The sequence below is a fragment of the Acinetobacter sp. WZC-1 genome (assembly GCF_052544965.1).
Map to the genome: position 1 here is coordinate 709,428 of NZ_CP199370.1, position 25,224 is coordinate 734,651.

At 47.1% G+C, this 25,224-nt stretch carries 21 protein-coding genes, 1 other RNA gene and 1 pseudogene; 14 read left to right on the forward strand and 9 right to left on the reverse strand.

Annotated features, from left to right (window positions below; translation table 11 throughout):
- Positions 1-7: 7 nt before the first annotated feature.
- The 6 genes from ACT6PV_RS03410 (at position 8) to ACT6PV_RS03435 (ending at position 5,750) form a co-directional block, all read left to right on the forward strand.
- On the forward strand, positions 8-1,435 hold the full coding sequence (locus ACT6PV_RS03410) for a phosphomannomutase/phosphoglucomutase (protein WP_445115089.1): 1,428 nt from the start codon (positions 8-10) through the stop codon (positions 1,433-1,435).
- 10 nt (positions 1,436-1,445) lie between these two features.
- Positions 1,446-2,351 carry an acetylglutamate kinase gene (gene argB, locus ACT6PV_RS03415; RefSeq protein ID WP_445115090.1) on the forward strand — a complete coding sequence of 302 codons (906 nt, stop codon included), beginning with the start codon at positions 1,446-1,448 and terminating at the stop codon, positions 2,349-2,351.
- 131 nt (positions 2,352-2,482) lie between these two features.
- Positions 2,483-3,259, forward strand: a complete 777-nt coding sequence (locus ACT6PV_RS03420) for a GNAT family N-acetyltransferase (protein WP_445115091.1) — start codon at positions 2,483-2,485, stop codon at positions 3,257-3,259.
- A 101-nt stretch (positions 3,260-3,360) separates the two neighbouring features.
- Positions 3,361-4,209, forward strand: a complete 849-nt coding sequence (locus ACT6PV_RS03425) for a class II glutamine amidotransferase (protein ID WP_445115092.1) — start codon at positions 3,361-3,363, stop codon at positions 4,207-4,209.
- Between the two features lie 117 nt (positions 4,210-4,326).
- A complete protein-coding gene (locus tag ACT6PV_RS03430) occupies positions 4,327-5,418 on the forward strand; it encodes a hypothetical protein (RefSeq protein WP_445115093.1) in 1,092 nt (363 codons plus the stop codon).
- Positions 5,418-5,750, forward strand: a complete 333-nt coding sequence (locus ACT6PV_RS03435; protein ID WP_445115094.1) for an RnfH family protein — start codon at positions 5,418-5,420, stop codon at positions 5,748-5,750. Before ACT6PV_RS03430 ends, ACT6PV_RS03435 begins: the two co-directional genes overlap by 1 nt.
- A 102-nt stretch (positions 5,751-5,852) precedes the next feature.
- Here the strand turns inward: ACT6PV_RS03435 and ACT6PV_RS03440 are convergent, their stop codons facing one another.
- The gene (locus tag ACT6PV_RS03440; RefSeq protein WP_445115095.1) at positions 5,853-6,251 is read right to left on the reverse strand and encodes an outer membrane protein assembly factor BamE; all 399 of its coding nucleotides are present in this window, start codon (positions 6,249-6,251) and stop codon (positions 5,853-5,855) included.
- 112 nt (positions 6,252-6,363) lie between these two features.
- Here ACT6PV_RS03440 and fur point away from each other — a divergent pair, with 112 nt between their 5' ends.
- Positions 6,364-6,801: a ferric iron uptake transcriptional regulator gene (gene fur, locus ACT6PV_RS03445; RefSeq protein ID WP_445115096.1), complete on the forward strand. Its 438-nt coding sequence runs from the start codon at positions 6,364-6,366 to the stop codon at positions 6,799-6,801.
- 81 nt (positions 6,802-6,882) lie between these two features.
- On the opposite strand, the gene ACT6PV_RS03450 is transcribed toward fur, so the two are convergent.
- Complete coding sequence (locus ACT6PV_RS03450; RefSeq protein WP_445115097.1) at positions 6,883-8,001, reverse strand: PilT/PilU family type 4a pilus ATPase; 1,119 nt, start codon at positions 7,999-8,001, stop codon at positions 6,883-6,885.
- 45 nt (positions 8,002-8,046) lie between these two features.
- Positions 8,047-9,084 carry a type IV pilus twitching motility protein PilT gene (locus ACT6PV_RS03455; protein WP_445115098.1) on the reverse strand — a complete coding sequence of 346 codons (1,038 nt, stop codon included), beginning with the start codon at positions 9,082-9,084 and terminating at the stop codon, positions 8,047-8,049.
- A gap of 118 nt (positions 9,085-9,202) precedes the next feature.
- Here ACT6PV_RS03455 and ACT6PV_RS03460 point away from each other — a divergent pair, with 118 nt between their 5' ends.
- Positions 9,203-9,877 carry a YggS family pyridoxal phosphate-dependent enzyme gene (locus ACT6PV_RS03460; RefSeq protein WP_445115099.1) on the forward strand — a complete coding sequence of 225 codons (675 nt, stop codon included), beginning with the start codon at positions 9,203-9,205 and terminating at the stop codon, positions 9,875-9,877.
- 134 nt (positions 9,878-10,011) lie between these two features.
- Here ACT6PV_RS03460 and ACT6PV_RS03465 read toward each other — a convergent pair whose 3' ends face one another.
- Together ACT6PV_RS03465 and ACT6PV_RS03470 are read right to left on the reverse strand one after the other, a co-directional pair.
- The gene (locus tag ACT6PV_RS03465) at positions 10,012-13,608 is read right to left on the reverse strand and encodes an AAA family ATPase (protein WP_445115100.1); all 3,597 of its coding nucleotides are present in this window, start codon (positions 13,606-13,608) and stop codon (positions 10,012-10,014) included.
- A 9-nt stretch (positions 13,609-13,617) separates the two neighbouring features.
- Positions 13,618-14,871, reverse strand: coding sequence for an exonuclease SbcCD subunit D (locus ACT6PV_RS03470; RefSeq protein WP_445115101.1), 1,254 nt, complete (start codon positions 14,869-14,871; stop codon positions 13,618-13,620).
- Positions 14,872-15,438: 567 nt separating this feature from the next.
- Here ACT6PV_RS03470 and ACT6PV_RS03475 point away from each other — a divergent pair.
- Positions 15,439-15,900 carry an ABZJ_00895 family protein gene (locus ACT6PV_RS03475; protein WP_445115102.1) on the forward strand — a complete coding sequence of 154 codons (462 nt, stop codon included), beginning with the start codon at positions 15,439-15,441 and terminating at the stop codon, positions 15,898-15,900.
- Positions 15,901-16,010: 110 nt separating this feature from the next.
- Here ACT6PV_RS03475 and hemB read toward each other — a convergent pair whose 3' ends face one another.
- Positions 16,011-17,024 (reverse strand): porphobilinogen synthase, encoded by a 1,014-nt coding sequence (gene hemB / locus ACT6PV_RS03480; RefSeq protein ID WP_445115103.1) that lies wholly within the window; start codon positions 17,022-17,024, stop codon positions 16,011-16,013.
- A gap of 118 nt (positions 17,025-17,142) precedes the next feature.
- Here hemB and ACT6PV_RS03485 point away from each other — a divergent pair, with 118 nt between their 5' ends.
- The 3 genes from ACT6PV_RS03485 (at position 17,143) to ACT6PV_RS03495 (ending at position 20,643) form a co-directional block, all read left to right on the forward strand.
- On the forward strand, positions 17,143-17,640 hold the full coding sequence (locus ACT6PV_RS03485) for a thioesterase family protein (protein WP_445115104.1): 498 nt from the start codon (positions 17,143-17,145) through the stop codon (positions 17,638-17,640).
- 318 nt (positions 17,641-17,958) lie between these two features.
- Entirely contained in the window at positions 17,959-19,110 is a 1,152-nt protein-coding gene (locus ACT6PV_RS03490; RefSeq protein WP_445115105.1) for an HlyD family efflux transporter periplasmic adaptor subunit, read from the forward strand.
- Between the two features lie 6 nt (positions 19,111-19,116).
- Positions 19,117-20,643: a DHA2 family efflux MFS transporter permease subunit gene (locus tag ACT6PV_RS03495; RefSeq protein ID WP_445115106.1), complete on the forward strand. Its 1,527-nt coding sequence runs from the start codon at positions 19,117-19,119 to the stop codon at positions 20,641-20,643.
- Between the two features lie 92 nt (positions 20,644-20,735).
- On the opposite strand, the gene glpK is transcribed toward ACT6PV_RS03495, so the two are convergent.
- Positions 20,736-22,217 carry a glycerol kinase GlpK gene (gene glpK / locus ACT6PV_RS03500; RefSeq protein WP_445115107.1) on the reverse strand — a complete coding sequence of 494 codons (1,482 nt, stop codon included), beginning with the start codon at positions 22,215-22,217 and terminating at the stop codon, positions 20,736-20,738.
- Positions 22,218-22,357: 140 nt separating this feature from the next.
- Here glpK and ssrA point away from each other — a divergent pair.
- Positions 22,358-22,718, forward strand: a transfer-messenger RNA (tmRNA) gene (ssrA, locus tag ACT6PV_RS03505).
- Between the two features lie 111 nt (positions 22,719-22,829).
- On the opposite strand, the pseudogene ACT6PV_RS03510 reads toward ssrA, so the two are convergent.
- Both ACT6PV_RS03510 and ACT6PV_RS03515 read right to left on the reverse strand, forming a co-directional pair.
- Positions 22,830-23,189 (reverse strand): annotated as a pseudogene (locus ACT6PV_RS03510) (site-specific integrase); the annotation flags it as partial.
- A 444-nt stretch (positions 23,190-23,633) separates the two neighbouring features.
- Positions 23,634-23,966 carry a hypothetical protein gene (locus tag ACT6PV_RS03515; RefSeq protein ID WP_445115108.1) on the reverse strand — a complete coding sequence of 111 codons (333 nt, stop codon included), beginning with the start codon at positions 23,964-23,966 and terminating at the stop codon, positions 23,634-23,636.
- Between the two features lie 104 nt (positions 23,967-24,070).
- On the opposite strand from ACT6PV_RS03515, the gene ACT6PV_RS03520 reads away from it, so the two are divergent.
- Positions 24,071-25,218, forward strand: a protein-coding gene (locus ACT6PV_RS03520) for an IS3 family transposase (protein ID WP_445114756.1) whose coding sequence is annotated in 2 segments (ribosomal slippage) — positions 24,071-24,317 and positions 24,317-25,218 — 1,149 coding nt in all. Because the reading frame shifts where the segments join, the coding sequence is not laid out codon by codon here.
- The last annotated feature ends 6 nt before the right edge of the window (positions 25,219-25,224 follow it).

Genomic DNA, 25,224 nt, shown 5'->3' on the forward strand with positions numbered 1-25,224 from the left:
CCTGCCTATGAATACATCACAATCCATTTTTCCCTTCCATATTTTTCGTGCTTACGACATCCGCGGCAAAGTGGAGCTGTTGGGGCCGCAATTGATTTATGCTATTGCACATGCACTGGCAGATCAGCTCCGGCAACAGGGACAAATGCAGGTTGTGATTGGCTATGATGCCCGGCTCACCAGTCCTCAGTATGCTGAAATCATTGCAGCAGTGTTTTCAGCGCAGGGGTTTCAGGTGACCGAAATGGGTTGTTGCTCCACCCCTCAGATGTATTTTGCCGCCCGTCAGAGCAATGGCAATGGCATTATGGTCACCGCAAGCCACAACCCGAAAACCGACAATGGAATTAAATGGATTGTGCAGGCGGAACCGCCATCTCCGGAAATGATTCAGCAGATTGCGCAGCAGGCATATCAGTTCATTCAGCAGACGGCTGTTGAAATCGAGCTGCCGAGCACCGTTCACCAGACCCGATCCGAATTCTGCCAGTCCTATCAGCATGCCTTATGCACGGACATTCAGCTGAACAGGCCACTGCGTGTGGTAATAGATGGTTTAAGCGGCTCCGCCGGCTGTTGTGGGCAGGGAACCCTGCAAAGACTGGGCTGTGAAGTGACCGCTTTACGCTGCCATGCCAATGGTCATTTCCCGGATCATGCACCGGACCCTTCCCAGGCCATTCATTTGACTGAACTCAGAAAACAGGTGCTGTTACAGCAGGCTGATATTGGCATTGCCCTGGATGGGGATGGCGATCGGGTGGTACTGGTGGATGAAAAGGGCCACATTATTTCTGCTGACCGCTTGCTGTCACTGTTTGCACAGATTTGTCTGAAGGACCATCCAAACCATGAAGTGGTGTTCGACGTTAAATGTTCATCCATGGTCAGACAGACTGTGGAAGCACTGAGTGGGCAGGCCAGCATGATCCGGACCGGTAGCAGCTTTTTGCGTAAATATTTGTCCCGGTCAGAGGGCCGGGCTGTTTTTGGCGGGGAATATGCCGGTCATTATGTGTTTAATGATGGACGGGGCATGGGCTATGATGACGGCTTATATGCCGCCTTAAGGGTGATGGAATACCTCAGTCAGCTACCCGGAACCACACTGTCAGAAGTGCTGTCTGTTTATCCTGAGCGTTGTCATACTGAAGACACCTATATCAGCACCTATAGTACCGATCCTGCCACGGTTCTGAATGAAATTGAACATTCCGGCCAGCAGACTGGTGCGAAACTCAGTAGAATTGATGGGATAAGACTTGATTTTAAAAATGGTTTTGGCATTATTCGGGCATCAAATACCGGCGAATTTTTTACGGTAAGATTCGATGCAGACAGCCCGTCCGGTTTAAATGAAATTCGTCATACATTTGTATCCATGCTGCGGGACCGTTATCCGATGATCGCGCAGGATATTTTAAATGCCCAGTAAGGAGAGGTGCATGCCATATCAGCATACCGGTGTCGACAAAGCAAAAATTCTGATTGAAGCTTTGCCGTATATCCAGCGGTTTTCAGGTAAAACGGTGGTGGTGAAATATGGTGGCAATGCAATGACCGATCCCGGGCTGGAAAGTTCATTTGCCCGTGATATCGTCTTGCTGAAAACCGTTGGATTAAACCCGATTGTGGTTCATGGTGGTGGCCCCCAGGTGGATTCACTGCTGAAACAGCTCGGACGTGAGTCTGACCGGATTGATGGCATGCGGGTTACGGATGCTGCAACCATGGACGTGGTGGAAATGGTGTTGGGTGGTAGCGTCAACAAATCGATCGTGCATCTGATTAATCAGCACGGCGGCCGTGCCATCGGTCTGACCGGGAAAGACGGTAACCTGATCCGTGCCCGTAAATTACTGATGGAAAAAACGGCTGAAAATGGCACTGTACAACGCATTGACCTGGGGCAGGTTGGAGAAGTGACCGGTATTAAAACCGATGTACTGGAAATGTTTGCCAATGGTGATTTTATTCCGGTGATTGCGCCACTGGGTGTGGATGAAGAAGGCAATACCTATAACATCAATGCTGATCTGGTAGCCGGGAAGGTGGCCGAAGCACTGAGTGCCGAAAAGCTGATTCTGCTCACCAATATTGCCGGAGTACTGGATGAGCAGAAAAACCTGCTGACCGGTCTGAGTACCCAGGAAGTCGATCGTCTGATTGAAACCGGGGTAATTTATGGCGGTATGATCCCCAAGGTGGCCTGTGCACTGGATGCGGTCAAGAGCGGGGTGGTCAGTGCACATATTGTGGATGGCCGGGTGCCGCATGCGACCCTGCTGGAAGTTTTTACCGATCATGGTGTCGGTACCTTAATTACCAATCGAAGTAAATCAGTGCGCTAAACTTTTTCAGACTTCTCATACAGCAGATGACAGCAGAATAACTCAGGCGTTATTTTAAAGTGGTTAGGAAACTGTCATTTTTCTGTCATAAGAATTGCCTAGTGTGATTAAAAGTACAAGGAGTCTGAACTATGTTTGCAAAACTCAATCAGTATCGTCAAAACTTAAGCTTCCCATTGGCCCGCCCAAAAAAATCACAATCACAATATCGCTTTGAATGGGTTGAAGATCTCAAACAGTTAAAAGAAATACAGAAATTCCGCGCAATACAGTTTTCAGATCAGTTTGGTATCCGCTTTGAAAATGGACTGGATCAGGATTTATATGACCTGGATTGCGAACATGCAGTCTTGCGTGACAAATGGAGCAATGAAATTGTTGCCTATACCCGCTTAAAACTGTTTCAGGGACACGAACTGGCGCAGAGTTACAGTGCTCAGGAATTTGATGTTTCACAGTTTGCACATTTGTCCAATATTGTGGAAATTGGCCGGACCTGCGTGCATCCGCGTTATCGCTCAGGCAAAGCCCTGTCCATTCTGTGGCTGAACCTGATCCCGGTGGTGCTGTGGAAGATGAAGGCAAAGCATCTGATCGGCTGTGTCAGTATTCGCCTGGAAGATAATAAGGCACGGGCTTATTATACCCATCAGTATCTGAAGCATCTTGATCCGCAAAAGCTGATCAATATAGCGGCAAAACCGGCTTACGAACCGATGCATCCGGAATTCAGTTTTCCACAGGATGAGCGCATTCCAAAGTTATTCCAGGTGTATCTGTCCATGAATGCCAGACTGTCACCCCAGGCGTTTCATGATGAAACCTTCAATTGCCTGGACTATTTTGTGTTTATGGATGTCAATGGCATTGCCAAAAACTTTGTCATGAAAAAAATGGTACATCGTTAAATCTTACAAATCGCAACCCGTTTGCAGACACTGGGGAATTGCAAGCGGGCCTGCGCTCATGCACAATGTATATATAACTAAAATGCTGTATGACATTCAATATGTGCCAACTCCTTGGAATGAACTGTGCGACACCAACGGACATTACCTTTTCGTTCCGTGGCTTTTCTCAGCGCGCAGGCATTACATCAGATCATTCCGACGGTTTCGGGATAGCCTTTTTTGAAGACAAAGCCTGTCGTTTATTTGTTGACAATCAGTCTGCGGTGGAGTCGCCGATTGCCGAGCTGATCCGCAATTATCCCATTAAATCCCGCAATGTGATTGCCCATATCCGCAAAGCCACACAGGGGAAGATCACCCTGGAAAATTCGCATCCCTTTATCCGTGAATTATGGGGGCGGCAATGGATTTTTGCACATAATGGGGATCTGCATGATTTCAGGCCGCAGTTATCAGGCCGTTTTACTCCTGTTGGAAATACTGACAGCGAACGGGCATTCTGTTATCTGCTTGACCAGTTGGTCGAAAGATTTGGTTATATCGAGCCGGGACTGCCACAGATATTTTCAGTGCTGGAAGAAGTTGCACCACAGATTGCCGAGTTCGGGACTTTTAATTACTGTTTATCCAATGGACAGGCATTGTTCAGTTACGCAACCAGCAAATTGCATTGGCTGGTGCGTGAACACCCATTTCAGCCGGCACATTTAATTGATCTGGATATAGAAGTGGATTTCAGTCAGGTAACAGTGCCGGAAGATCGTGTGGCTGTGATTACCACAGAACCCCTGACTCAGAATGAAACCTGGACAGCCTTTACCGCCGGGGAAATGATTTTATTTCAATCCGGCCGCCCTGTGCAAAAGGCCATGACCCAGGTCCAGCGTTTGATCCGTGAAGCAGAAAATCCTGAGCTGAAACGTCTGACCAGGGCTGATGAATATTAGTTGCCAGGGCATGTGTGGATGATCTGAAAGTGATGCGCTGTCTTTTTCATCGCGAACCTTTGATTTTCCTGCATGACAAAGGCAAAATGGTTCAGAACTTTTTTCACGGGACAGCTCATGCAGGACAATTCCATGTCACGTAGGTCAGGATGGTTATCGCCGCTCATGGCATTCTGTTTATCGTTTATGGTCATTGCCGGCCTGGCACCGGCTTTGAATATCCAGATCGACAGACAAATTGATTTCTGGTTATTGTGGCTGGCGACCATGTTACTGCTGGCCCTGCCATTGGGTTATCTGGAAGTGGCACTGGCCAGGCGTACCGGGACCACTGCACTGAATGCACTCTCCAGTCTGACCCGTGATGCGGATGCATCGCCAAAATGGCGGATGGTTGGCTGGATGGCGGTTATTTTTATTCCCTTTCTGGCCGGTGGTCTGTTAAATCATATTGCTCAACCGGCACTGCAGAATATTCAGCTGCCGGTTCCGGGCGATATGATTCTGATTGTGACAGTGATTCTGGCTTTGGCCCTGTCTTTTGTTTCACGTCAATTACTGGTGTTATTCACTGCGACAGGCGTCATTGTTTCACTGCTGCTGGCGAATATTGCCGGCACTGCCTTACAGCCGTGGCATGTAACACCGGTTGAGTTCAGTGAGTGGGGCAATGCCACCATTCTGGCACTGGTGGCCAGTGGCCTGGGATTGGGACTGTATTGGCAGACCAGCCTGGCAGGTGTCCAGTCCCAGCGTGCTGCAACCCGAGCGGCTATACCGATCTGGATTGCGCAATTACTGGCAGTGGTTGCATTTGGTTTCTTTGCAGTCTCCAGTCCGTTGTCCGCTTATGTGCTGTTATTCACGGCGATTATTGTTGCAGCTTTATTGTTGCAACTGGCACGGGAGCAATTGACCGGACGCCGTGTCGCAGTCCTGATTCAGTATACGGTACTGATTCTTGCATTACTGGTGTGGGCGGTTCCGGGTATACAGATGCTGCTGACACCGCTGCTGATGCTGTGGGGATTGGTGATTTGTTTAATTTATTCGGTCTTTGCCGGCTGGATCATGAAAATCAGCCATTTGCGTAAGGCTATGAATTTCAGTAGTGAACTGTTTTATAACCTGTGGCGCATTGCTGTGCGTATTGTGCTGCCTTTATCGATTATTGTGGCCATGGTGGCCTTTATCGGACAGTTGATCTGATGTCTGCGGCTCAGGTACCGCAAAAAGTATGGGTGGCTTATGCCACACCGGAACAGCAGTTTCATATTGAGGTGGAATATGTGCCGGGCATGTCCGTACAGGATGCGATTCAGCGCAGTACAATTGAACAGCAGGTACAGTTGCCTGAAAACTACAGTCTGGGAATTTTTGGCGTCAGCATACAGGATCGTCATCAGCTTTTGCAGCCGGGTGACCGGGTGGAAATTTATAGACCGCTGCTGGTGAATCCACGGGATATCCGTCGTAATCGTGCTGCAGCAAACCCGGTGGGGCGCTATGGCCGGGGCAATCGTTTCAGGTCATTAAAATGATATGGCCCCCGTAAAAAGGGGGCCGATTACAGCATGGTTATTTATGTGGTTTTGCTTAATACGTCTGCTTGCCAGTCCGCCTCCAATAAGGGCGATAGATGACTATAGCGGAGGCGCGTTAAGAATGGCTTCCCTGGAGGCCGGTAAACCGGGCTGGGTTGCAGGAATACTGTCCAGGCCTTCTATTTTATTGACAATACCGGATTGATCAAAATAGACCTTTAAATGCTGACCATGTGCGGCTGGAATTTTTGCTTTTTTCGCATAGGTTCCTGGGATATAATTATAGATGTAATCCCAACGCAGAGGATTCAGTGGATCCGCTACTGTTGGGCTGCCCAGCAAAAAACGTACCTGCTGGTAAGTCATACCTACCTGAATTTTTGAAGCTTGTGCCTGGGTTAAGGGGGTTCCCTGAGGAATATCAACCTTATATACTCCAAATATTGAACAACCACCAAGCAATGAAGCGACGAATAACGTCAGCATGATTTTTTGCATTTTGCTACACTATCCCAAATTAATTATGATGCAATTGATCCAACGATAGATCATACTGCATCTCAACTCTGTTGCATATTCCAACTTAAAATTTGTTGAGAGACCTTTTTATATGCCTATTTCAAATCAGGATTTACGAAAAGCTGGACTGAAAGTCACCCTGCCACGAATCAAGATTCTGGAATTACTGGAGAATTCAGAGCAGCACCACCTGAGTGCGGAAGACATTTATAAAACATTACTTGAACAAGGTGAAGATGTCGGTCTGGCAACGGTATACCGCGTGTTAACACAATTTGAAGCAGCGGGAATCATTCAGCGGCACCATTTTGAGAACAATCATTCTGTCTTTGAAATCATGCAGGAAGACCATCATGATCACCTGGTGTGCCTGAATTGCAATAAAGTCGTTGAATTTTCAAATGATACCATTGAGCACGAACAGCATGCCGTTGCAAAAACACTGGGTTTTACCCTGACCGGTCACTCCCTGAATCTCTACGGATATTGCGACAAAGAGGATTGCCAGGAAGCGTTACGCAAAAAATAAACCTACATAAATACAACAAATTAAAAGGAGAGCTGAAGTGGACAGATTCTCCTTAAGGTTTTTTCAGTGCTGTGGATTATGCTATTGCCCATCAAAAGTCAGTTTGCTGCTGCTATTCAGCAACTGCGCACCGCCTTCTTCATCCAGCTTAATCTGTAAGCGTAGATCATTGGGCGAATCTGCATGTTTCAATGCATCCTTATAGGTAATCTGACCGGCTTTATACAGGTCAAATAAGGCCTGATCAAAGGTCTGCATGCCCAGTTCCCGTGAGCGTTTCATCAGATCCTTGATTTCATGGATTTCACCCTTGCGAATTAAATCGGACACCAGTGGTGAGTTGATCAGAATCTCAATGGCGGCACGGCGGGAATTGCCATCCGGTGTTGGGATCAGCTGTTGTGCAATCATGGCTTTCAGGTTCAGTGACAGATCCATAAACAGCTGATGATGACGGTCAGATTCAAAGAAGTGAATAATCCGGTCAATGGCCTGGTTGGCGTTATTGGCATGCAAAGTGGCAAAAACCAGGTGTCCGGTTTCTGCAAAGGCAATGGCATAGTCCATGGTTTCCCGGGAGCGGATTTCACCGATCAGAATGACATCCGGGGCCTGGCGCAGGGTGTTTTTCAGGGCGATTTCAAAAGAGTCGGTATCAATACCGACTTCACGCTGGGTAATAATACAGCCGGCATGTTCATGCACAAACTCAATCGGGTCTTCAATGGTGATGATATGCCCTTTGGAGTTATGGTTGCGGTAACCGATCATGGATGCCAGTGAGGTTGACTTACCGGTACCGGTTGCTCCCACAAAAATGACGATACCACGCTTGGTCATGGCCAGATCCTTGAGCACCGGTGGAAGTTTTAATTCTTCCATGGTCGGAATCACGGTTTCAATCCGGCGCAGGATCATGCCGGGCATGTCCCGCTGCTGAAAGGCACTGACCCGGAAGCGGGCAGTTTTGTCCCTGTTGGTAATGGCAAAGTTACATTCACGTGTTTCAGCAAATTCATTGCGTTGTTTTTCACTCATGATCGAGTGAATCAGCTGCCCCACAAGATCACCGGTGAGCTTTGCTTTGGCCACAGGCACAATCTGTCCATTAATTTTCATGGAGGGTTCAACATCGGCGGTTACAAACAGGTCGGATGCCTTGTGCTGAATCATCAGATTCAATAAGTCGTTAAAATCCATATTTCAATCTCCCCGAATTCCGTGATTGGCGGTACCCAGATTTAATTATAGGAATGATTCTGGTTGTTTGGCTGCATGGCGGGCTACCTGAGGACTGATCAGTCCTTTGGCGACCAGGATTTTCAGGCTCTGATCCAGCGTGGTCATACCATGGTTGGCACCGGTCTGAATAGCAGAATACATCTGTGCCACTTTATTTTCACGGATTAAGTTACGAATGGCAGGTACACCGATCATGATTTCATGGGCGGCAACACGGCCACCGCCGGTCTTTTTGAGTAGTGACTGGGAAATAACCGCCTGTAAGGATTCAGACAGCATGGCACGGACCATGTCCTTTTCTTCGGCAGGGAAGACGTCAATTACCCGGTCAATGGTTTTGGCAGCTGAGGTGGTATGCAGGGTCCCAAATACCAGATGCCCGGTTTCTGCGGCAGTCAGGGCCAGGCGGATGGTTTCCAGGTCACGCATTTCACCGACCAGGATAATATCCGGGTCCTCACGCAGTGCAGAACGCAGGGCTTCATTAAAGCCATGTGTGTCCCGATGTACTTCGCGCTGGTTAATCAGACATTTTTTTGACTGGTGTACGAATTCAATCGGGTCTTCCACTGTCAGAATGTGGTCATAGCGGTTGTCATTGATATAATCAAGCATGGCTGCCAGCGTGGTGGATTTACCGGAACCGGTGGGGCCTGTGACTAATACAATTCCCCGCGGATAATTGCAGATATCCTTAAAAATCTGTCCGAGGCCCAGGTCTTCCATGGTCAGTACTTTGGATGGAATGGTCCGGAATACAGCGCCGGCGCCGCGGTTCTGGTTAAAGGCGTTGACACGAAAACGTGCAACACCGGGGACTTCAAATGAAAAGTCAGTTTCAAGCTGTTCCTCGAAATCCCTGCGTTGTTTATCATTCATGATGTCATAGACCAGCCGGTGCACATCCTTATGTTCAAAGGCCGGCAAATTGATCCGGCGGATTTCGCCATCCACCCGTATCATGGGTGGCATGCCTGCGGAAAGGTGTAAGTCCGATGCCCCGTTTTTCACTGAAAATGCAAGAAGTTCTGTAATATCCATAATGATCCTGAATCAAAGCTATTTGCTTCATTATTTTGTAGAATAATAAGGCTTTTCATACAACTTAACCAACAGTTTAATGCGCTGCGTGCTGTATTTCTTAATGAGACCCTGACGGATGAATGATCTGAAGCAAGCCCGAAATAATGTGTTACAACAAATTCAGCTGGCATGTGTTCATGCGAACAGGGATGCCCGGGACGTGCAGTTGCTGGCCGTCTCGAAAACCCATTCGTCAGCCATGCTGCAGGAGATGTATGAGGCGGGCCAGCGCAGCTTTGCCGAAAACTATCTTCAGGAAGCAGTGGAAAAAATGCAGCAGCTTGCAGCACTGGAGATTGAATGGCATTTCATTGGACATGTGCAGCGTAATAAAACCCGACCGCTGGCTGAGCAATTTGCATGGGTGCATGGAGTGGATCGTCTGATCATTGCGGAGCGCCTGTCGGCGCAGCGAACAGCACAACAGCCGCCACTGAATATCTGTCTGCAGGTGAATATTGATGCGCAGCAAAGTAAGGACGGCTGCCAGCCGGATGAGATTGCCGAACTGGTTCGGCAGATCAGTCAGCTCCCCCATCTGAAACTGCGGGGGCTGATGGTGATTCCTGCACCGGGCAATGATCAGGCCTTTCTGGATGCCCGGAAGTTGTTTGATGCTGTGCGGGTGCAGCATCTGCATCCTGAGGACTGGGATACCTTAAGTATGGGGATGTCCGGAGATATGAATGAGGCAATTGCTGCCGGTTCCACCATGGTACGGGTCGGCACGGCGTTATTTGGCACCCGGTGATGGACTGGATGCATTGGTTCAGAACCAGGCGTGCAGAAGGCAGTCAGAGCTGATCGCCCGGGACCAATCATCAGGAACCAATAATCAGCAATCAATATCCGGAATAACAGATTGAGAGATGGTTCTACAGAACATCAGCCTGTAATTTCAATACGACTTGCCCCGGCACCGGTTGCCCTGACCTGAATCTGCACCGGAATACGCTCATGCATTTCCTGTATATGTGAAATCAGCACCACTTTACGGCCCTGATGCTGCAATTGATCCAGCGCATTCATCACCATATGCAGTGAGGATGAATCCAGTGTGCCGAAGCCTTCATCAATAAACAATGATTCAATTTTCATTGAACCGCAAGCCATACTGGCAATGGCCAGTGACAGTGCCAGTGCGGTCAGAAAGGATTCTCCACCAGACAGCGAGGCCACCGAACGGGTTTCACCATCCATATCATGGTCAATAATCGCCAGGCTGAGTGAATGATCCAGGCGTTTTAAGGTGTAACGCTGCGATAGCATGGTCAATTGCTGATTGGCATATTCCAACAGGATATCCAGATGATATTGCTGGGCTAAATCACGGAAATCTTTACCTCTGGCGTCCCCAATCAAACTGGAAATTTTATTCCAGCGATGCTCCTGTTGCTGAATCTGTTGAATTTGATCAGCAAACTGTTTTTGCCTGGCGAGGTTTTGCTGGTGTAATTCAAGCTGGACTTTATACTGATCCCGTTGCTCGGCGTGCTGTTTCAGCTTGTCCTGATTTAAATCAATCAGTTCAGCAAGCTGCTCATATTTGATGTCAGGTTGTTGCTGCTGATGTTCGTTTAATTGTTGTTGCGTGGTTTTGAGGGCATAAGCCACTTCACTCAATAAACGATCTGCATTTTGTAGTGCTAAGCGAATCTGTTGTTCCTGCGCTGAAGAAATGGCCAGCAATTCATTGAGCTGTTGCTCGTCAAAATGCGCGTGCTGTGCTAACCATGCAGCCACTTCTGTTTTGCATTGGGTGTAGGCATGTTGATTTTGCTGCTGCTGCGCTTTGAGTTGTTCCAGTTGATTTTTTTGTGACTCAAAGTTTTGCCGTGCCTGTTCAAAATTTTGTTTAATCAGTTGGTATTGATGTTGCACATGTTGGCGTTGCTGATCATGCTGCTGTAGCCATTCATTGGCTTTCAACTCATTTGAACCTGCTATTGCAACAATGAGTTGACTGGCAGCTTCGCTATTTTGTTGTCCCTTGTTCGCAATGTCCTGTAAGTGCTGATTCAGCTCAGTCTGTTGGGTACTCAAACCATTCAGATTTGACTTTAACACATTGAGTTGTTGTTTAATCTGTTCCTGTTGTTTATTTAAGCCTTCAGCCTGGTCCAATTGCTGAAGTCGTTGTGTTAAACGCTGGACAAGCTGTTGTGACAGGGTAAGCGGTTGTTCCAGCCACAGGGTTTTCTCATTTGTATCCAGACATTCCACGATATGCTGAATCTGATGCTGTAATTGCTGTATTGATTCGAGTTGATAAGTGGTACTTTGAATAGACTGATTTAAATTGAGTTGATGTTTATGGGCTTGATTCAGCTGTTGTAATTCGTTTTCAAGTTGTTGTTTAGCCTGAGTGGATTGTGCTATGAGTTGTTGTAATGACGCATTGATCTCATTTTGTGCCAAATTCAAATCGAGTTGAATATGCCATTGAGCCAGATGCTGCTGTAATTCATTTTGATGACTGTTTAATTTTTCAGTGGCTTGTTGTAACGCAATCTGGCGCTGCTTTTGCTCTGTCTGAATCTGGGTAAATTGCTGTTGTGTCGTTTGCCAGAGTTGCAGACATTGCTGTTCCTGTAGCAAGGCTTGTTGTTCCTGCTGTTGCTGAAGTTCATATAAAGCTCTGGAAATTTCACTCTTATTGTCGCGGTAAGGATGTTCGGTGCTGCCACAGACCACACAGGCTTCACCTTGCTTTAGCCCGGCCCGTAAATGTTCTACATTTTCCGTATGCAATAAACGTTGTTGTTGTAATATCTGCTGTACTTTTTCGCGTTCAGTTCTGGCGGTTTGAAAGTCGCTTTCTACTTTATCCGTGTTTTGTTCAAGTTGCTGATATTGTTGTTGCAGGGTGCTAAGCGTTTGATTGAGATCAGATACTTCATGTATTAATTCAAAATGCTGCTGTAGTTTTTGTTGAATCACATCCAGTTGATTCAACTGAGTGAACAGTTGCTCTTTAAGTTGCTGCTTTTGCTCAAGCGTTGTATCAATTTGCTGTGTGGTGCCAAACTGTTTAACCAGCTCATTGAGCAGGGACTTATCCTGTTCAAGTCTGGACTTCGCTTGTTGAATATCGCCTGGCATATTTTTAAATTTTTGATAATGTTGAATAAATTGATTCAACTGCTGTACATGGGCGTTCAGGCCTTTATCTAAAGGCAAAAATTGTATGCTGTGTTGCAACTGATCCAGGTACAACGCATGCTGTGCCGTTAAGTTCTGAATATCCTGTTCAAGCTGCCTTTGCTGTTGTAACAGAGGTTGTTGTTGAGTTTCAATTTGTGTGATTCGAACTCTGGTCTTTTTATATTCTTCGGCAATATAATCCCGTTCCTGCACATATTTACGAACCTGACTTAACTCATCCTGATATTGTTGTTCAAAATTATGAAACTGTTGCAGTGCCGTTTCTGCCTGGGTGTAGCGTACTTTTTCCTGCTCAAATTGTGTTGTTAAGGTACCAAAGTGCTGTTGTTTCTGTTGAAGCTGTGGCTCAAGCTGCTGTCGTGTTTTTTGAATCTGGTGCTGCTGGAAAACAACAGGACGAATTTCTGAAAAGACTTCCAGTTGTTCAAGCAACTGGCGATCCGCTGCCAATGCGGCATGGGCATTGCGTTGGGTTTCATGCTGTTGCTGTTTAAAGATCACTTCACTTTGCAGCTTTTGTTGCTGTTCAAACCATTGTTGTTGTTGCCTGAGTTGGGTTTGCTCGGTTTCAAGTTGCTGGGTCTGTTGCTGTACTTGCTGGAATTGAGACTGTAATGCAGCAATTTCTTCATCGGAACGGATTTCGATATGTCCTGAAACATTTTCCAGCTGTTTTCGCTGGTTGCTTATTTCCCGGGTTTTTTCAAATGCCAACTGTCCAATTCTGGCAAAGATATTCGAATTGGTCAGGTATTCCAGTAATTCTCCGCGTTCATTGTCCCGCGCCTTTAAAAAAGCGGTCACCTCGGACTGTGCCAGCAGGACTGCCCGGGTAAATTGTTCAAAACTCAGCTGGGTAATCTGATGAATGCCAGCATCCACTGTTTTGGCTTTATCGGCAATGACAATACCATCGGTCAGACATTTCAGGTAGCGTTGCACATTCTGCAGTTTACCCTCGGCCTTTTCACGGGCGCGCTTAATCTCCCAGCGTACCAGATAATGTTTCTGATCCTGCGCCACAAAGCACAGCTCGGCAAAGCCATGAGCAGTCCCCCGACGCAGCACGGTCAGTGGGGAATTGGTCAGCAGTTCAGTACCATCGACATCCTGTAATTTACCGTCACTGTCCTTCAGGCGTGGAATTTTATTGAACAGTGCCAGGCACATGGCATCCAGAATGGTGGATTTTCCTGCCCCGGTTTTACCAACAATGGCAATCAGCCCGGCACTGGCCAGCGGTTCAGATTCAAAATCGATGAAATGTTCACCGGCAAGAGAAGCCAGATTTTTTATGCGGATCGATAAAATTTTCATGGCTGATTACTAAGTCCCCGGCTCATCTTCAAGTGCGCGCTGTGCCTGCTGGGCCAGTTCCATAAAATCCTTTAAAACGGCTTCATCCGGATGATAGCCCTGTTTTTCCCAGAGTTGCCGGAATAGTTTTTCCGGTGTGGGTGGTTCCAGGCTGATGGATGATGGTGACTGCTCCGGATTTGCTGAAAGTGGATATTGCCGTGAAATGCGGACCAGTCGATAGCGATCTGCCGGCAGAGCATCTTCAAATTGCTGCCTCAGATTTGGCTGGGGCGGTGTGAGACTGTGATATTCAATATCGACATATTCCCGCTGGTCAATTGCTTCAATCATGCCGGCTGGTAAAGCCCGTAGCTTCTGTATAACTTCATTCAGCTCACCCTGGATTTTATGCAGCTGAACACTGCGCGGGATCTTCAGTACATCAAGTTGCACACGTGTTTCAGCCGGGGCCAGGGGATCAATAGTGACTTCAACAACCTGATGTTTATAATTAATCTCACTGAATGACAAGGGAATGGGAGAGCCGCTGTAACGGATATGTGCATGCTGTACCTGCTGGGGTTTATGCAGATGGCCGAGGGCGACATAGTCAATTCTGTCATCAAACAGGGCAGTGGACAGCGCTTCTTCATTTCCGATGATAATGGGACGTTCCGAGTCGGAAGTTTCCCCGCCCTGCATATGTGCGTGTGACATCAGAATCAACGCCTGATCATCGGTTTTACGCCGTCTGGCTTCCTTAATTAATTGTTGATGCAGGTAGGCAATCGCATTCTGGCTGTTGGTGGTGTGCTCATTAAAGCCGGTAATCTCCGCTGAACGTAAGAATGGCAGGGCAATACACCATGCAATAATCTGTCTCTGTTCATCATAAACTGGCAAAATTAAATGTTCAGGATCCAGACTTTTATCTTCATTCCAGCGTATCACACCGACTGTTTTTGCATTATATTTTGCTAATAAAGGTTCTACCTGTTCAATCCGATAGCCGGAATCGTGATTGCCTGCAATCATTAATGTTTGCATCTGTGGCGCAAGTTCATGGGCATCCGCCAGGAATTGATATAGCTGTTTTTGTGCCTGCGAACTGGGATTGATGACATCAAAAATATCACCGGCAATCAGCAGGGCATTCGGCTGTCTGGCTTTAATCTGCTGCAGTAACCATGCTAAAAACTGCTCATGTTCATACTGACGGGAGTGGTTATAGAAAAACTGTCCCAGATGCCAGTCAGAAGTATGAAAAAAACGTACAGTCATGCTGCCCTGAAGTATTTGAAATGCCCTGTATAACTTAGCATATTTTAGCGGGAAATGAGGCTGGGATGATTGCTGAGCGACATGAATGGACGTTGATGCCAAAAAATGCATGAATGTGATGCTTTACATCAGGCTATTGCTGTGTGCCATGTTTCAGGCGTGTGGTCGATCATGTGGAGGTCTAATTTTGATTTCATATCAATGGACTGATGCATGTCACTCAATGGTGATGGCAGCATGACTGGCCATAAAATCACTGGAAATCAAAACTGAAAAAATAAAGGCCGACGATTCGAGTGATGATGAAATCGTCGGCCAAAAATACTTCGTTTTATGGGACTCAGGCTGCTCTACCAAATCCAATGCCGGAAGTATGAGTTTTTAGTCTCATGGAGGAAGGTCACTGCAATTATTTGCGGATGCCGTTGCAAATTCATTACAGTTGCTGCTGACCTTATACCTATATAACGACAGGTCTTTTCATTTGGTTGACAATAAAATTAAAAAAAATGCACTTTTTTTCCTATACTGTATGTCTCATGGTTTATGTTGATTCGGATGATGCCAATGCCATCTTTAAATAAATATTTTTTATGGTTCTTTCTGATCAGTCTGGGGCTGACCCTGCTGGTGGGCGTGGTTGCTGCACTGCTGCCACGGGGCATGGGCGGGGTGTTGACTGTATTACCCTATCTGATTGCCATGATCATTGTATTACAGCGCTTTTTAAAACAACAGCGCCGTGCACCGACGACTCAGGAACGAAAAAAGTTTACACTGGGTTATACGCTGATTTTCTGGGGCTATAACTTACTGGGTATGCTGATTTCCATTGCGATTTTTGCTCAGCAGGATCCACAGGTCTGGCAACTCTTTCTGGAATATATGCAGCAGCCGGCATTTATCAGTATTGTGTTGATCATGATAGTGATTCTGGCACTTCCACTTTACCTGGTGACCTGGTGGTTTTATGGCCGACAGGCCCAGCGCATGGCGGCAAAGCTGTATGGAATATCACCGGAACAATGATCCGGACGGTATGGTTCAGACATGCAGAAATCAGCAATAACCGGACCTGAGCAACTCAGGTCCGGTTATTGCTGATTCTGGTCGATCTTATCATGGTGATGGTGCCGGGATCAGTTCATCTGTTTCAGACTGCGGGCGGCATCCTCAGCAAAATAAGTCCAGATGCCATCGGCACCGGCACGGCGGCAGCACAGCAGTGATTCCATAATCACACTTTCAGGCAGCCACTGGTTCTGAATGGCAGCTGCCAGCATGGCATATTCACCGCTGACCTGATAGACAAATGTCGGAACGCCAAAAGTATCCTTAACCTCACGCACGATATCCAGATAAGGCATACCGGGCTTGACAATGACCATGTCAGCACCTTCCTGAATATCCAGGGCAATTTCATGCAGGGCTTCGGCCCGGTTGCCGACATCCATCTGATAGGTATATTTATTGCCCCCCTTTAAGTTGCCGGATGAGCCAAGCGCATCGCGGAAAGGCCCATAGAAACCAGAGGCATATTTGGCCGAGTAGGCCATGATCGCGGTGTGAATGTGGCCGTGGCTTTCCAGCGCCTGGCGAATTGCACCGATACGCCCATCCATCATGTCGCTGGGGGCCACCACATCCGCGCCGGCATCGGCATGGCTCAGTGCCTGCTGAATCAGGCAATTGACGGTTTCATCATTGAGTACATAGCCTTGATCATCAATCAGACCATCCTGACCATGTGTAGTGTAGGGGTCGAGTGCGCCATCGGTGATCAGTAGCATCTCGGGCAATTCTTTTTTCAATAAACGCAGCGTGTTCTGCACCAGGCCATCCTCACGCCATGCGGCTTCTGCGGTCAGGCTTTTATCCTGCTGTGGTGTCACCGGAAACAGGGCCAGTCGGGAGACTCCCAGTTGCAGCAGTGTTTCAGCTTTTTTCAACAGCAGGTCAGCAGATAGCCGCTGTATGTTCGGCATACTGGAAATATCCTGGCACTGGTTCTGCCCGGGAAGTACAAATACTGGATAAATCAGATGCTCGGTTGTCAGCTGGGTTTCCCTGACCATTGCCCGAAGTTTGTCACTGGAGCGGATACGACGCATGCGGGTGGCAGGAAATGCCGGTCGATTGAACGTATAAGTCATAACAATCTCAATATTCAGTATTAAACTAGTCTGGTGCTATTGTAGCGTCATAATGAGACACTGGGGAAAGCAGGCGCTTTTTCTGTGGTCGATTAATTCAGGTAGGGTTTGAGAAGTCATGAGTGATTTGCAGCATAAATGGACAGATAATATTCATCCGGGTACGGAAGTTGATATTCAGGTTGTCTTAAATCAGTTGACTCAGGCGTTTAATGCATCCCCTTATTTTGCGCATAACGGTATGCAGATGCGCGTCGTGGACGGAGAAATTGAAGCTTATATTGAGATGCAGCCATTTCTTATTGGAAATATTGCTTTTCAGATTCTGCACGGCGGGGTTGCGGCAACGCTGCTTGACAGCCTTGGCGGGATCGTGGCCATGAGTGAGCTGTATAAGCGTGCGGTACCGGAAACGCTGGCTGAGACACTGAAACAGGTCTCCAGACTGGCGACCGTGGATATGCGGGTGGATTATCTGGCACCTGGTCGTGGGAAATACTTTATTGCCCGAGCCGAAACACTGCGTATGGGGCGTAAGGGCTGTACCATGCGCATGACCATGAGCAATGATGAAGGCCTGGCGATTGCCACCGCAATTGCTTCCTACGCATTTTAAATTGCTGTCAATTAAAATGATGGCCAATCTCAGGCTGATGATTGATGGCCTTCATGTCTAACGAACCATTGGAAAAGGCTGATCATTAACGGAGAATATGAGAATAAAGTTAAATCTTCTTTGGATAAATAACCCTGGAGTTACATTTTTATTCTCATAATATGATTTTTTTCGGTAATATTGTGAACGACAATTTTAACAAGACTCACTGAGTCATCGTCATCATTTTACATTCAGCACTTCACAAAAATGAAAAATGTTCTGTGTAATGAATGATTCAGTGTTGACTTTGATTCATCCATCCTCCAGGAATATGCGATGACAGAAGCCCAGAATACACCTGCCACTGAAGACCCGTCGGGTGCGCATACGGATGCGGCCATGAAATCCCGACGCAAAAAAATGCTGTCCATCTTTCTGCTGGTGGTCATTGTTGCAGCAATCCTTTATGCAATATGGGCCTTGTTGTTTAACAACTCGGTACATACTGACAATGCTTATGTGGGCGCCGAAACCGCAGAAATTACATCGATGGTGACGGGCCAGGTAGCGGATATTCAGGTCAGTGATACTCAGCTGGTGAAAAAGGGTGAATTACTGGCAACGATTGATCCGCGTGATGCCGGTATTGCAGTGGCTCAGGCTGAAGCTGAAGTGGCAAAGGCGGAACGCCAGTATACGCAGAGTTCTGCAAACAGCAGTTCCCTGAGTTCACAGGTATTGGTCAGTGATGATGATATTAACAGTGCCCGCGCGCAGGTTGTTCAGGCACAGGTTGATATGGAACGTGCACAGACCGAACTGGCACGCCGGACCCGACTGGATGCTTCCGGTGCCATTTCAAAAGAGGAACTGGCGACCTCACAGAGCTCTTTTAATACTGCCAGGGCACGTCTGGAAGTGGCCAGGGCAGGTCTGGCACAGGCAGAGTCGAAACGCAAGGCTGCTCAGAGTAACCTGGCGGCAAATGAAGCATTGATTAAAGGCACCAGTCAGGCTACAGCACCGGATGTACGGGTTGCACGGGCCAGACTGAATCAGGCCCGCCTGGATTTTGAACGGACACAAATCAGGGCGCCGCTGGATGGTGTGGTGACAAGCCGCAGTATTCAGATTGGGCAACGGGTTGCACCGGGTTCTGTACTGATGAAAATTGTTCCGATTTCAGCACTGTATGTCGATGCCAATTTTAAGGAAAGTCAGTTAACGAAAGTCCGGGTAGGGCAAAAAGCGACACTGACCTCAGATTTATATGGGAAGCATGTTGAATATCAGGGTACGGTTACAGGTTTTGCCGGCGGTACGGGGTCGGCATTTGCGCTGATTCCTGCTCAGAATGCAACAGGAAACTGGATTAAAGTGGTACAGCGTTTACCGGTACGGATCCAGCTGGATCCGAAACAACTGGCGGAACATCCACTGCGTGTGGGCTTGTCCATGGATGTCACGATTGACCTGGCGTCGAAGTAATTACTGATGAATACTTCAGCCTTTCAGGGTGAACTCAGGGGCGGTCGGTTACTGATGGCTGCTTTTTTCCTGGCACTGGCGAATTTCATGGTCGTGCTGGATATGACCATTGCCAATGTATCCCTGCCGCATATCACCGGAAGTCTGGCGGTTTCGACCTCGCAGGGTACATGGGTGATTACCTCCTATGCTGTTGCCGAGGCCATCTGTGTGCCCCTGACCGGCTGGCTGGCTGGCCGTTTTGGCGCCGTCAGGGTATTTACCACCTGTTTGATTGGCTTCACTGCTTTTTCCGTTCTGTGTGGGCTGTCCAACAGTCTGGCCATGCTGGTCATCTGCCGGATTGGTCAAGGCTTATTTGGTGGCCCGATCATGCCACTCAGTCAGGCGCTGCTCATGCAGATTTTTCCACCGGAAAAGCAGTCTCAGGCGATGGGAATGTGGGCAATGACCACGGTTGTCGGTCCGGTGCTCGGGCCAATTTTTGGTGGAGCAATCAGCGATAATCTGTCATGGCACTGGATTTTCTTTATCAATGTGCCGGTGGGTATCGTCTGTGCAATGGGGGCATTAAGCTTACTTAAAGCAGCTGAAACCCCTACGGCCAGGCTCAAAATTGACAGCATTGGCCTGCTGCTGCTGATTGTATGGATCGGTGCATTACAGCTGATGCTCGATCTGGGCCATGATCACGACTGGTTCAACAGCAGCCTGATCTGTATACTGGCGGTGGTCATGGTCGTGGGCTTTATTGCATTTGTGATCTGGGAGATGTATGAAGAAAACCCGGTGGTGGATATTAAAATTTTTAAATACCGGGGTTTTACCATTTCCACTTTGTCGCTGGCCTTTGCCTTTGGGGCATTTTTTGGCAGCATTGTACTCATACCGCAATGGGTGCAGATTAACCTCGGCTATACGGCAACATGGGCCGGCTATCTGACCGCCACCATGGGGTTTGGCAGTATTACCATGTCGCCTGTTGTTGCAAAACTTGCAACCCGTTATGATCCCCGTGCCTTATCCTGCTTTGGTCTTATGCTGTTTGGTGTGGTAACGCTGATGCGGGCTTTCTGGATCACTGATGCTGATTTCATGGCACTGGCCTGGCCGCAGATCATCCAGGGTTTTGCCGTGCCTTTCTTCTTTATTCCATTGACCAATATTGCATTGGGTGCTGTGCAGAGTCATGAAATTGCCTCAGCAGCCGGGCTGATGAATTTTGTCAGGACCATGGCCGGTGCAATAGGTGCCTCTGTTGCTGTAACTCTATGGGATGACCATGCCAAACTGGCACGCAGCGAAATGGTGTCCAGGATGCAGATTGAGGAGACCCAGCAGAATTTAATCCGTCACGGTTTCAGTCCGGATGGAGCATTGGGGGTGATTTCAAATCTGGTGGATAAGGAAGCGCTGACTTTATCTGTGAATCACATTTTTTTAATCTTTGCAGTCATTTTCGTGCTGGCCGGATTAATCATCTGGCTGTGTCCAAAACCGAAGGCCAATGTTGGCGCCGGTCATGTACACTAGTGGGCATGCGCAAGTCTGATGTCATTGCATGAAAAGGAAAACAACGCCGGTAAAATCCGGGGTTGTTTTTTATTGGTCTGTATCAGGCGAAATCAGGAGGACCTGGCCCTGTGCAGAGCATTATTCCACAGTTGTAAATGCTGCTGACGCTGATCTTCACTCATATTCGGCTCAAAGGCTTTATTCAGTTGCCAGGATGCGGATATTTCGTCCAGATTGCTGAATATTCCTACTTTTAATCCAGCCATGGCTGCAGCGCCCCAGGCGGTGGATTCCAGTAATTCAGGACGCAACACCGGGACATTCAGAATGTCGGCCTGAAACTGCATCAGCATGTCATTCTGACTGGCGCCGCCGTCCACCCGCAATTCCTTTAAGGGACTGGCAATGTCGGATTGCATGGCAGTCAATACGTCAGAGACCTGGAAGGCAATGGCTTCCAGTGCAGCCCGGGCAATATGTGTTTTGTTGGTACCGCGGGACATGCCGCAGAGCAGGGCACGGGCTTCACTGTCCCAGTGCGGTGCTCCCAGTCCGGTAAATGCCGGCACCAATACCACACCGTCAGTATTTTTAACCTGGCAGGCCAGTTGTTCCACCTCAGCACTGTTTTTAATAATGCCCAGATTGTCCCGGAGCCATTGCACAATGGCACCAGCCATAAACACACTGCCTTCCAGTGCATAACTGGTCTGGTTCTGACAATTCCAGGCCAGTGTGGTCAGCAACTGGTTGTTACTGTACTGAATTTCCATGCCGGTATTAAACAGCATGAAGCAACCGGTGCCATAGGTGTTTTTGGCTGTTCCTGCAGTAAAGCAGGACTGACCGAAGAGAGCCGACTGCTGGTCGCCGAGTACACCGGCAATGGGGATCTCTGCTCCCAGCAATCCGGTGGCGGTATTGGCAATATAGGCATCTGAACTGATGATCCGGGGCAGTGTTGACGCTGGAATATGAAATAGTGCCAACAGTTCATCATCCCATTGCTGGGTTCTCAGGTCCATGAGCATGGTGCGTGATGCATTGCTGGCTTCCATTACATGCTCTGCGCCCTGAGTCAGGTTCCAGATCAGCCAGCTGTCGATGGTACCAAACGCAACATGACCCTGTTCGGCAAGTGCCTGTAATCCATTGACATGTTCCAGCAACCACACCAATTTACCGGCACTGAAATAGGGGTCTATGCGCAGACCTGTGGTTTTATGAATTTTATTTTCAAGGTTGTTCTGCAGCAGTTGATTACACCAGTCTGCTGCCCGGCGGTCCTGCCATACAATGGCGGGTGCCAGCGGACGTCCGTTACGTCTGTCCCATACCACGGTAGTTTCACGCTGACTGGTCAGGCCCAGTGCCTTGATGTCCCGGGCCAGCAGGCGCGCAGAAGCAATGGCCTGCTGTACTACAGCAATCTGTGTCGTCCATATTTCCTGTGCATCCTGCTCCACCCAGCCGGAATGCGGGGTTTTAATCTGGGTTTCCCTTTGAGCGGTTGCATGGACTTTTCCGTGTTCATCAAAAATAATTGCCCGGCTGGAGGTGGTTCCCTGGTCGAGTGCAAGTAAGTAGCTCATGTTTTGTTATTGTGGCTCTTGAAAAATGCAATATGGGTGCCATTATATAATCAATCGCTTCCACATTGTGCAGATGACTGGAAATTGCAGTGTAATAGATAGTAATTTTCTGCATGTGTGCTAAGATATGATTGTACTTTGGGGATGTTATTGGCTTCGACGCTGATGATGAAACTCATAGATGCATGCCGAGAGCGCATTTCCTCTCGTAAATAAAATTTGCATTTTAAATAGTCGCAAACGACGAATCTTACGCTCTAGCTGCCTAAGGGCCGCTTGTCCGCTTCACTGAATACTTGTGGTCAGTGAACCCGACCGAAGCGCACGCACACAAGTCCGTATAGAGCCACGCCTCGGGGCTTTATACCAAACTCAGAGGATCGCATCTCGTACCCTGTTCGTCGGGTCACAAGGTGTTAAAACAATAGACGATATCTAAGCATGTAGTATTCTCGAGTGTAGTGTTGGCGGACGCGGGTTCAACTCCCGCCATCTCCACCAAATTTCTTGTTATAAAAAAGCCACTTATATTAAGTGGCTTTTTTATTGCCAAATTTTCCCCGCATCAAGTGTCATTTTCTACCATATTTTTATATTTATTAAAAAGGCACTTTAAGTGCCTTTTGAAGTGTTTAGTTTTGCCATTTCTATCTTATTCTTATCGCCATGAATCCATTTTGCATATCGTTTTATTAGCATTTGAAGGCTGTGGCCTAACTGATCAGCTACAAATACAGGGTTAACTCCATCCATTAAGAGCATCGTCGCATAAGTATGACGTGCATTGTAGGCAGGGCGGTGACGTATTGCGCAAGCCTTCATTGCTTCAACCATCCTATTCCTTGGCGGCTTTTCATTAAAAAATGGCTCGTTGGTTTCAGGGCAGATCATCACATAACTACTGATTAATTTTAGTTTTTTAATTTCTGTTAATGCATTTTTCGATCTTTCATTTAAATAAACTCTCTCCGATAAAAGCGGTACGGTTCAGATAGCTTTGTGTAACAAAGCCTCTGGCTGGTTAAAACAGATCGAATGCCATCATTGATAGATATAGGTCATAAGATTGCAGAGAATATTTTGCCTCCAACCAATCCAAATAAATAGGTATGAAAAAAGCACCGTGAGGTGCTTTCTTATCAATCAATACTCTCATATATACAAACCCTATTGATCAAGCCAATAATAAAGACTGTAATAAATGCAATCGCTATACCAAATAAAGTAAACACTAATACCTTGCTATGGTTATTTACATAAAGCGTAAATGCTAGCGCTCCAACAGTCAAAAACATATTCAAGCAAAATATAAGCTGTCTTTTTTTATGTTCACTCCAAAGAAAAACCCCGCAAATGCGAGGCTTTAAGGGTTTGTTGGAACCACAGTTAGCTGTGGTTTTCATATCTGGTAAATCTTTATAGAATTTTCTTGGATCTCAAATCTTGAAATAAATCACCAATATTTGATGAAATTGCAGATCTCACAGCTTCTGAATCAGTACCGCCCATTGCTTTTGGCGAGGCTACATGAGTTTTGATAGTATTTGTATAAACAGTTTGACCACTTTTAGTTACCAAATAATCAACATCTAAGTAAAAATCAACCTCAATAAAGCCTATCCAGTCATATTCAAATTTTTGAATATTACCTGAAATTTGAATTCCTGCATTTTGTTCTGGATTAAATCCCGCAGCAATTAGCTCTTTTGTAAGTGAGGATTTTAACAATGCATCAGCCTTATCTGACATATACATTGTTCCAAGTGCAGCTGCAGGCTTTTGAAACTCTGAATAGCCACTAAGTTTGTCGATACCGAATAGTTAGATAAAATAGCTAATTAAGAGGTGTTTTTATGAGTGGCAAACGATTTACCGAAGAGTTCAAGATTGCAGCAGCGCAGCAAGTCATTGAGAAAGGCTACAGTGTTGCAGAGGTTGCGGGAAGATTAGGCACAACGACCCATAGTGTTTATGCTTGGGTTAAGAAATACTTTCCTAAAACACCCCAAGCTACTGCTCTTGAAGATCAAACCAAAGAGTTGGCTCGATTAAAGAAAGAGCTGCAACGAGTTACAGAAGAGCGTGATATCTTAAAAAAGGCCGCGGCGTACTTCGCCAGCCAGTCAAAATGAGGTACGCCTTTATCAAGGATCACCAGCAGGTCTGGTCAATTTATAGAATGTGCTCGGTACTGGAGGTTCATCCCAGTGGCTATTATGCATGGTTGAAACAACCTTTGAGTGCTACAGCCAAACGTAGCAAACAACTGTCAGGCCTGATTAAACAGTTTTGGTTAGAGTCAGGCGGTGTATATGGCTATCGCAAGATTTTCTGTGACTTGCGTGATATTGGTGAGCCTTGTGGAGTTAATCGTGTACATCGACTGATGCGACAGGAAGGCTTGAAATCCCAACGTGGCTATCGAAAACCAGGATATTCAAAGGGCTATCAACCTATTGTTCAAGCCAATACATTAGATCGGCAGTTTAATCCTGCACAGCCAAATCAAGCATGGGCAACAGATATCACTTATATCCGTACTCATGAAGGCTGGCTGTATTTAGCTGTTGTGATTGACCTTTTCTCAAGGTTAGTCGTTGGCTGGTCTATGAAACCAATGATCACTAAAGAGCTAGTTCTTGATGCTTTATTGATGGCAGTTTGGCGTAGATCGCCAACAAATAAAGTATTGGTTCACTCTGACCAAGGTAGCCAATATACCAGTCATGAATGGCAAGCCTTTCTGAAGCAACATGGTTTGGAAAGCAGCATGAGCCGTCGCGGCAACTGTCACGATAATGCTGTGGCAGAGAGCTTTTTCCAATTACTGAAACGAGAAAGAGTTAAACGGAAAATATATTCAACGCGTGCTGAAGCTAGATCAGATATATTTGAGTATATTGAGATGTTCTACAACGTGAAACGTCGCCATGGTGCTAACGACCAGCGGTCGCCAAAGGACTTCGAGACGTTTTATGAAATGAAGCTGGCGTGTATCTAGATTCTT

Excerpts from the sequence above, each read along its gene's own strand:
- ACT6PV_RS03420 (WP_445115091.1), top strand. The coding sequence starts at position 2,483 with ATGTTTGCAAAACTCAATCAGTATCGTCAAAACTTAAGCTTCCCATTG.
- ACT6PV_RS03485 (WP_445115104.1), top strand. The coding sequence starts at position 17,143 with ATGAGTGATTTGCAGCATAAATGGACAGATAATATTCATCCGGGTACG.
- argB (WP_445115090.1), top strand. The coding sequence starts at position 1,446 with ATGCCATATCAGCATACCGGTGTCGACAAAGCAAAAATTCTGATTGAA.
- ACT6PV_RS03425 (WP_445115092.1), top strand. The coding sequence starts at position 3,361 with ATGTGCCAACTCCTTGGAATGAACTGTGCGACACCAACGGACATTACC.
- ACT6PV_RS03450 (WP_445115097.1), bottom strand. The coding sequence starts at position 8,001 with ATGGATTTTAACGACTTATTGAATCTGATGATTCAGCACAAGGCATCC.
- glpK (WP_445115107.1), bottom strand. The coding sequence starts at position 22,217 with ATGAGCTACTTACTTGCACTCGACCAGGGAACCACCTCCAGCCGGGCA.
- ACT6PV_RS03430 (WP_445115093.1), top strand. The coding sequence starts at position 4,327 with ATGCAGGACAATTCCATGTCACGTAGGTCAGGATGGTTATCGCCGCTC.
- ACT6PV_RS03440 (WP_445115095.1), bottom strand. The coding sequence starts at position 6,251 with ATGCAAAAAATCATGCTGACGTTATTCGTCGCTTCATTGCTTGGTGGT.
- ACT6PV_RS03475 (WP_445115102.1), top strand. The coding sequence starts at position 15,439 with ATGCCATCTTTAAATAAATATTTTTTATGGTTCTTTCTGATCAGTCTG.
- hemB (WP_445115103.1), bottom strand. The coding sequence starts at position 17,024 with ATGACTTATACGTTCAATCGACCGGCATTTCCTGCCACCCGCATGCGT.
- ACT6PV_RS03455 (WP_445115098.1), bottom strand. The coding sequence starts at position 9,084 with ATGGATATTACAGAACTTCTTGCATTTTCAGTGAAAAACGGGGCATCG.
- ACT6PV_RS03460 (WP_445115099.1), top strand. The coding sequence starts at position 9,203 with ATGAATGATCTGAAGCAAGCCCGAAATAATGTGTTACAACAAATTCAG.
- fur (WP_445115096.1), top strand. The coding sequence starts at position 6,364 with ATGCCTATTTCAAATCAGGATTTACGAAAAGCTGGACTGAAAGTCACC.
- ACT6PV_RS03515 (WP_445115108.1), bottom strand. The coding sequence starts at position 23,966 with ATGTCAGATAAGGCTGATGCATTGTTAAAATCCTCACTTACAAAAGAG.
- ACT6PV_RS03435 (WP_445115094.1), top strand. The coding sequence starts at position 5,418 with ATGTCTGCGGCTCAGGTACCGCAAAAAGTATGGGTGGCTTATGCCACA.
- ACT6PV_RS03495 (WP_445115106.1), top strand. The coding sequence starts at position 19,117 with ATGAATACTTCAGCCTTTCAGGGTGAACTCAGGGGCGGTCGGTTACTG.
- ACT6PV_RS03410 (WP_445115089.1), top strand. The coding sequence starts at position 8 with ATGAATACATCACAATCCATTTTTCCCTTCCATATTTTTCGTGCTTAC.
- ACT6PV_RS03490 (WP_445115105.1), top strand. The coding sequence starts at position 17,959 with ATGACAGAAGCCCAGAATACACCTGCCACTGAAGACCCGTCGGGTGCG.
- ACT6PV_RS03470 (WP_445115101.1), bottom strand. The coding sequence starts at position 14,871 with ATGACTGTACGTTTTTTTCATACTTCTGACTGGCATCTGGGACAGTTT.
- ACT6PV_RS03465 (WP_445115100.1), bottom strand. The coding sequence starts at position 13,608 with ATGAAAATTTTATCGATCCGCATAAAAAATCTGGCTTCTCTTGCCGGT.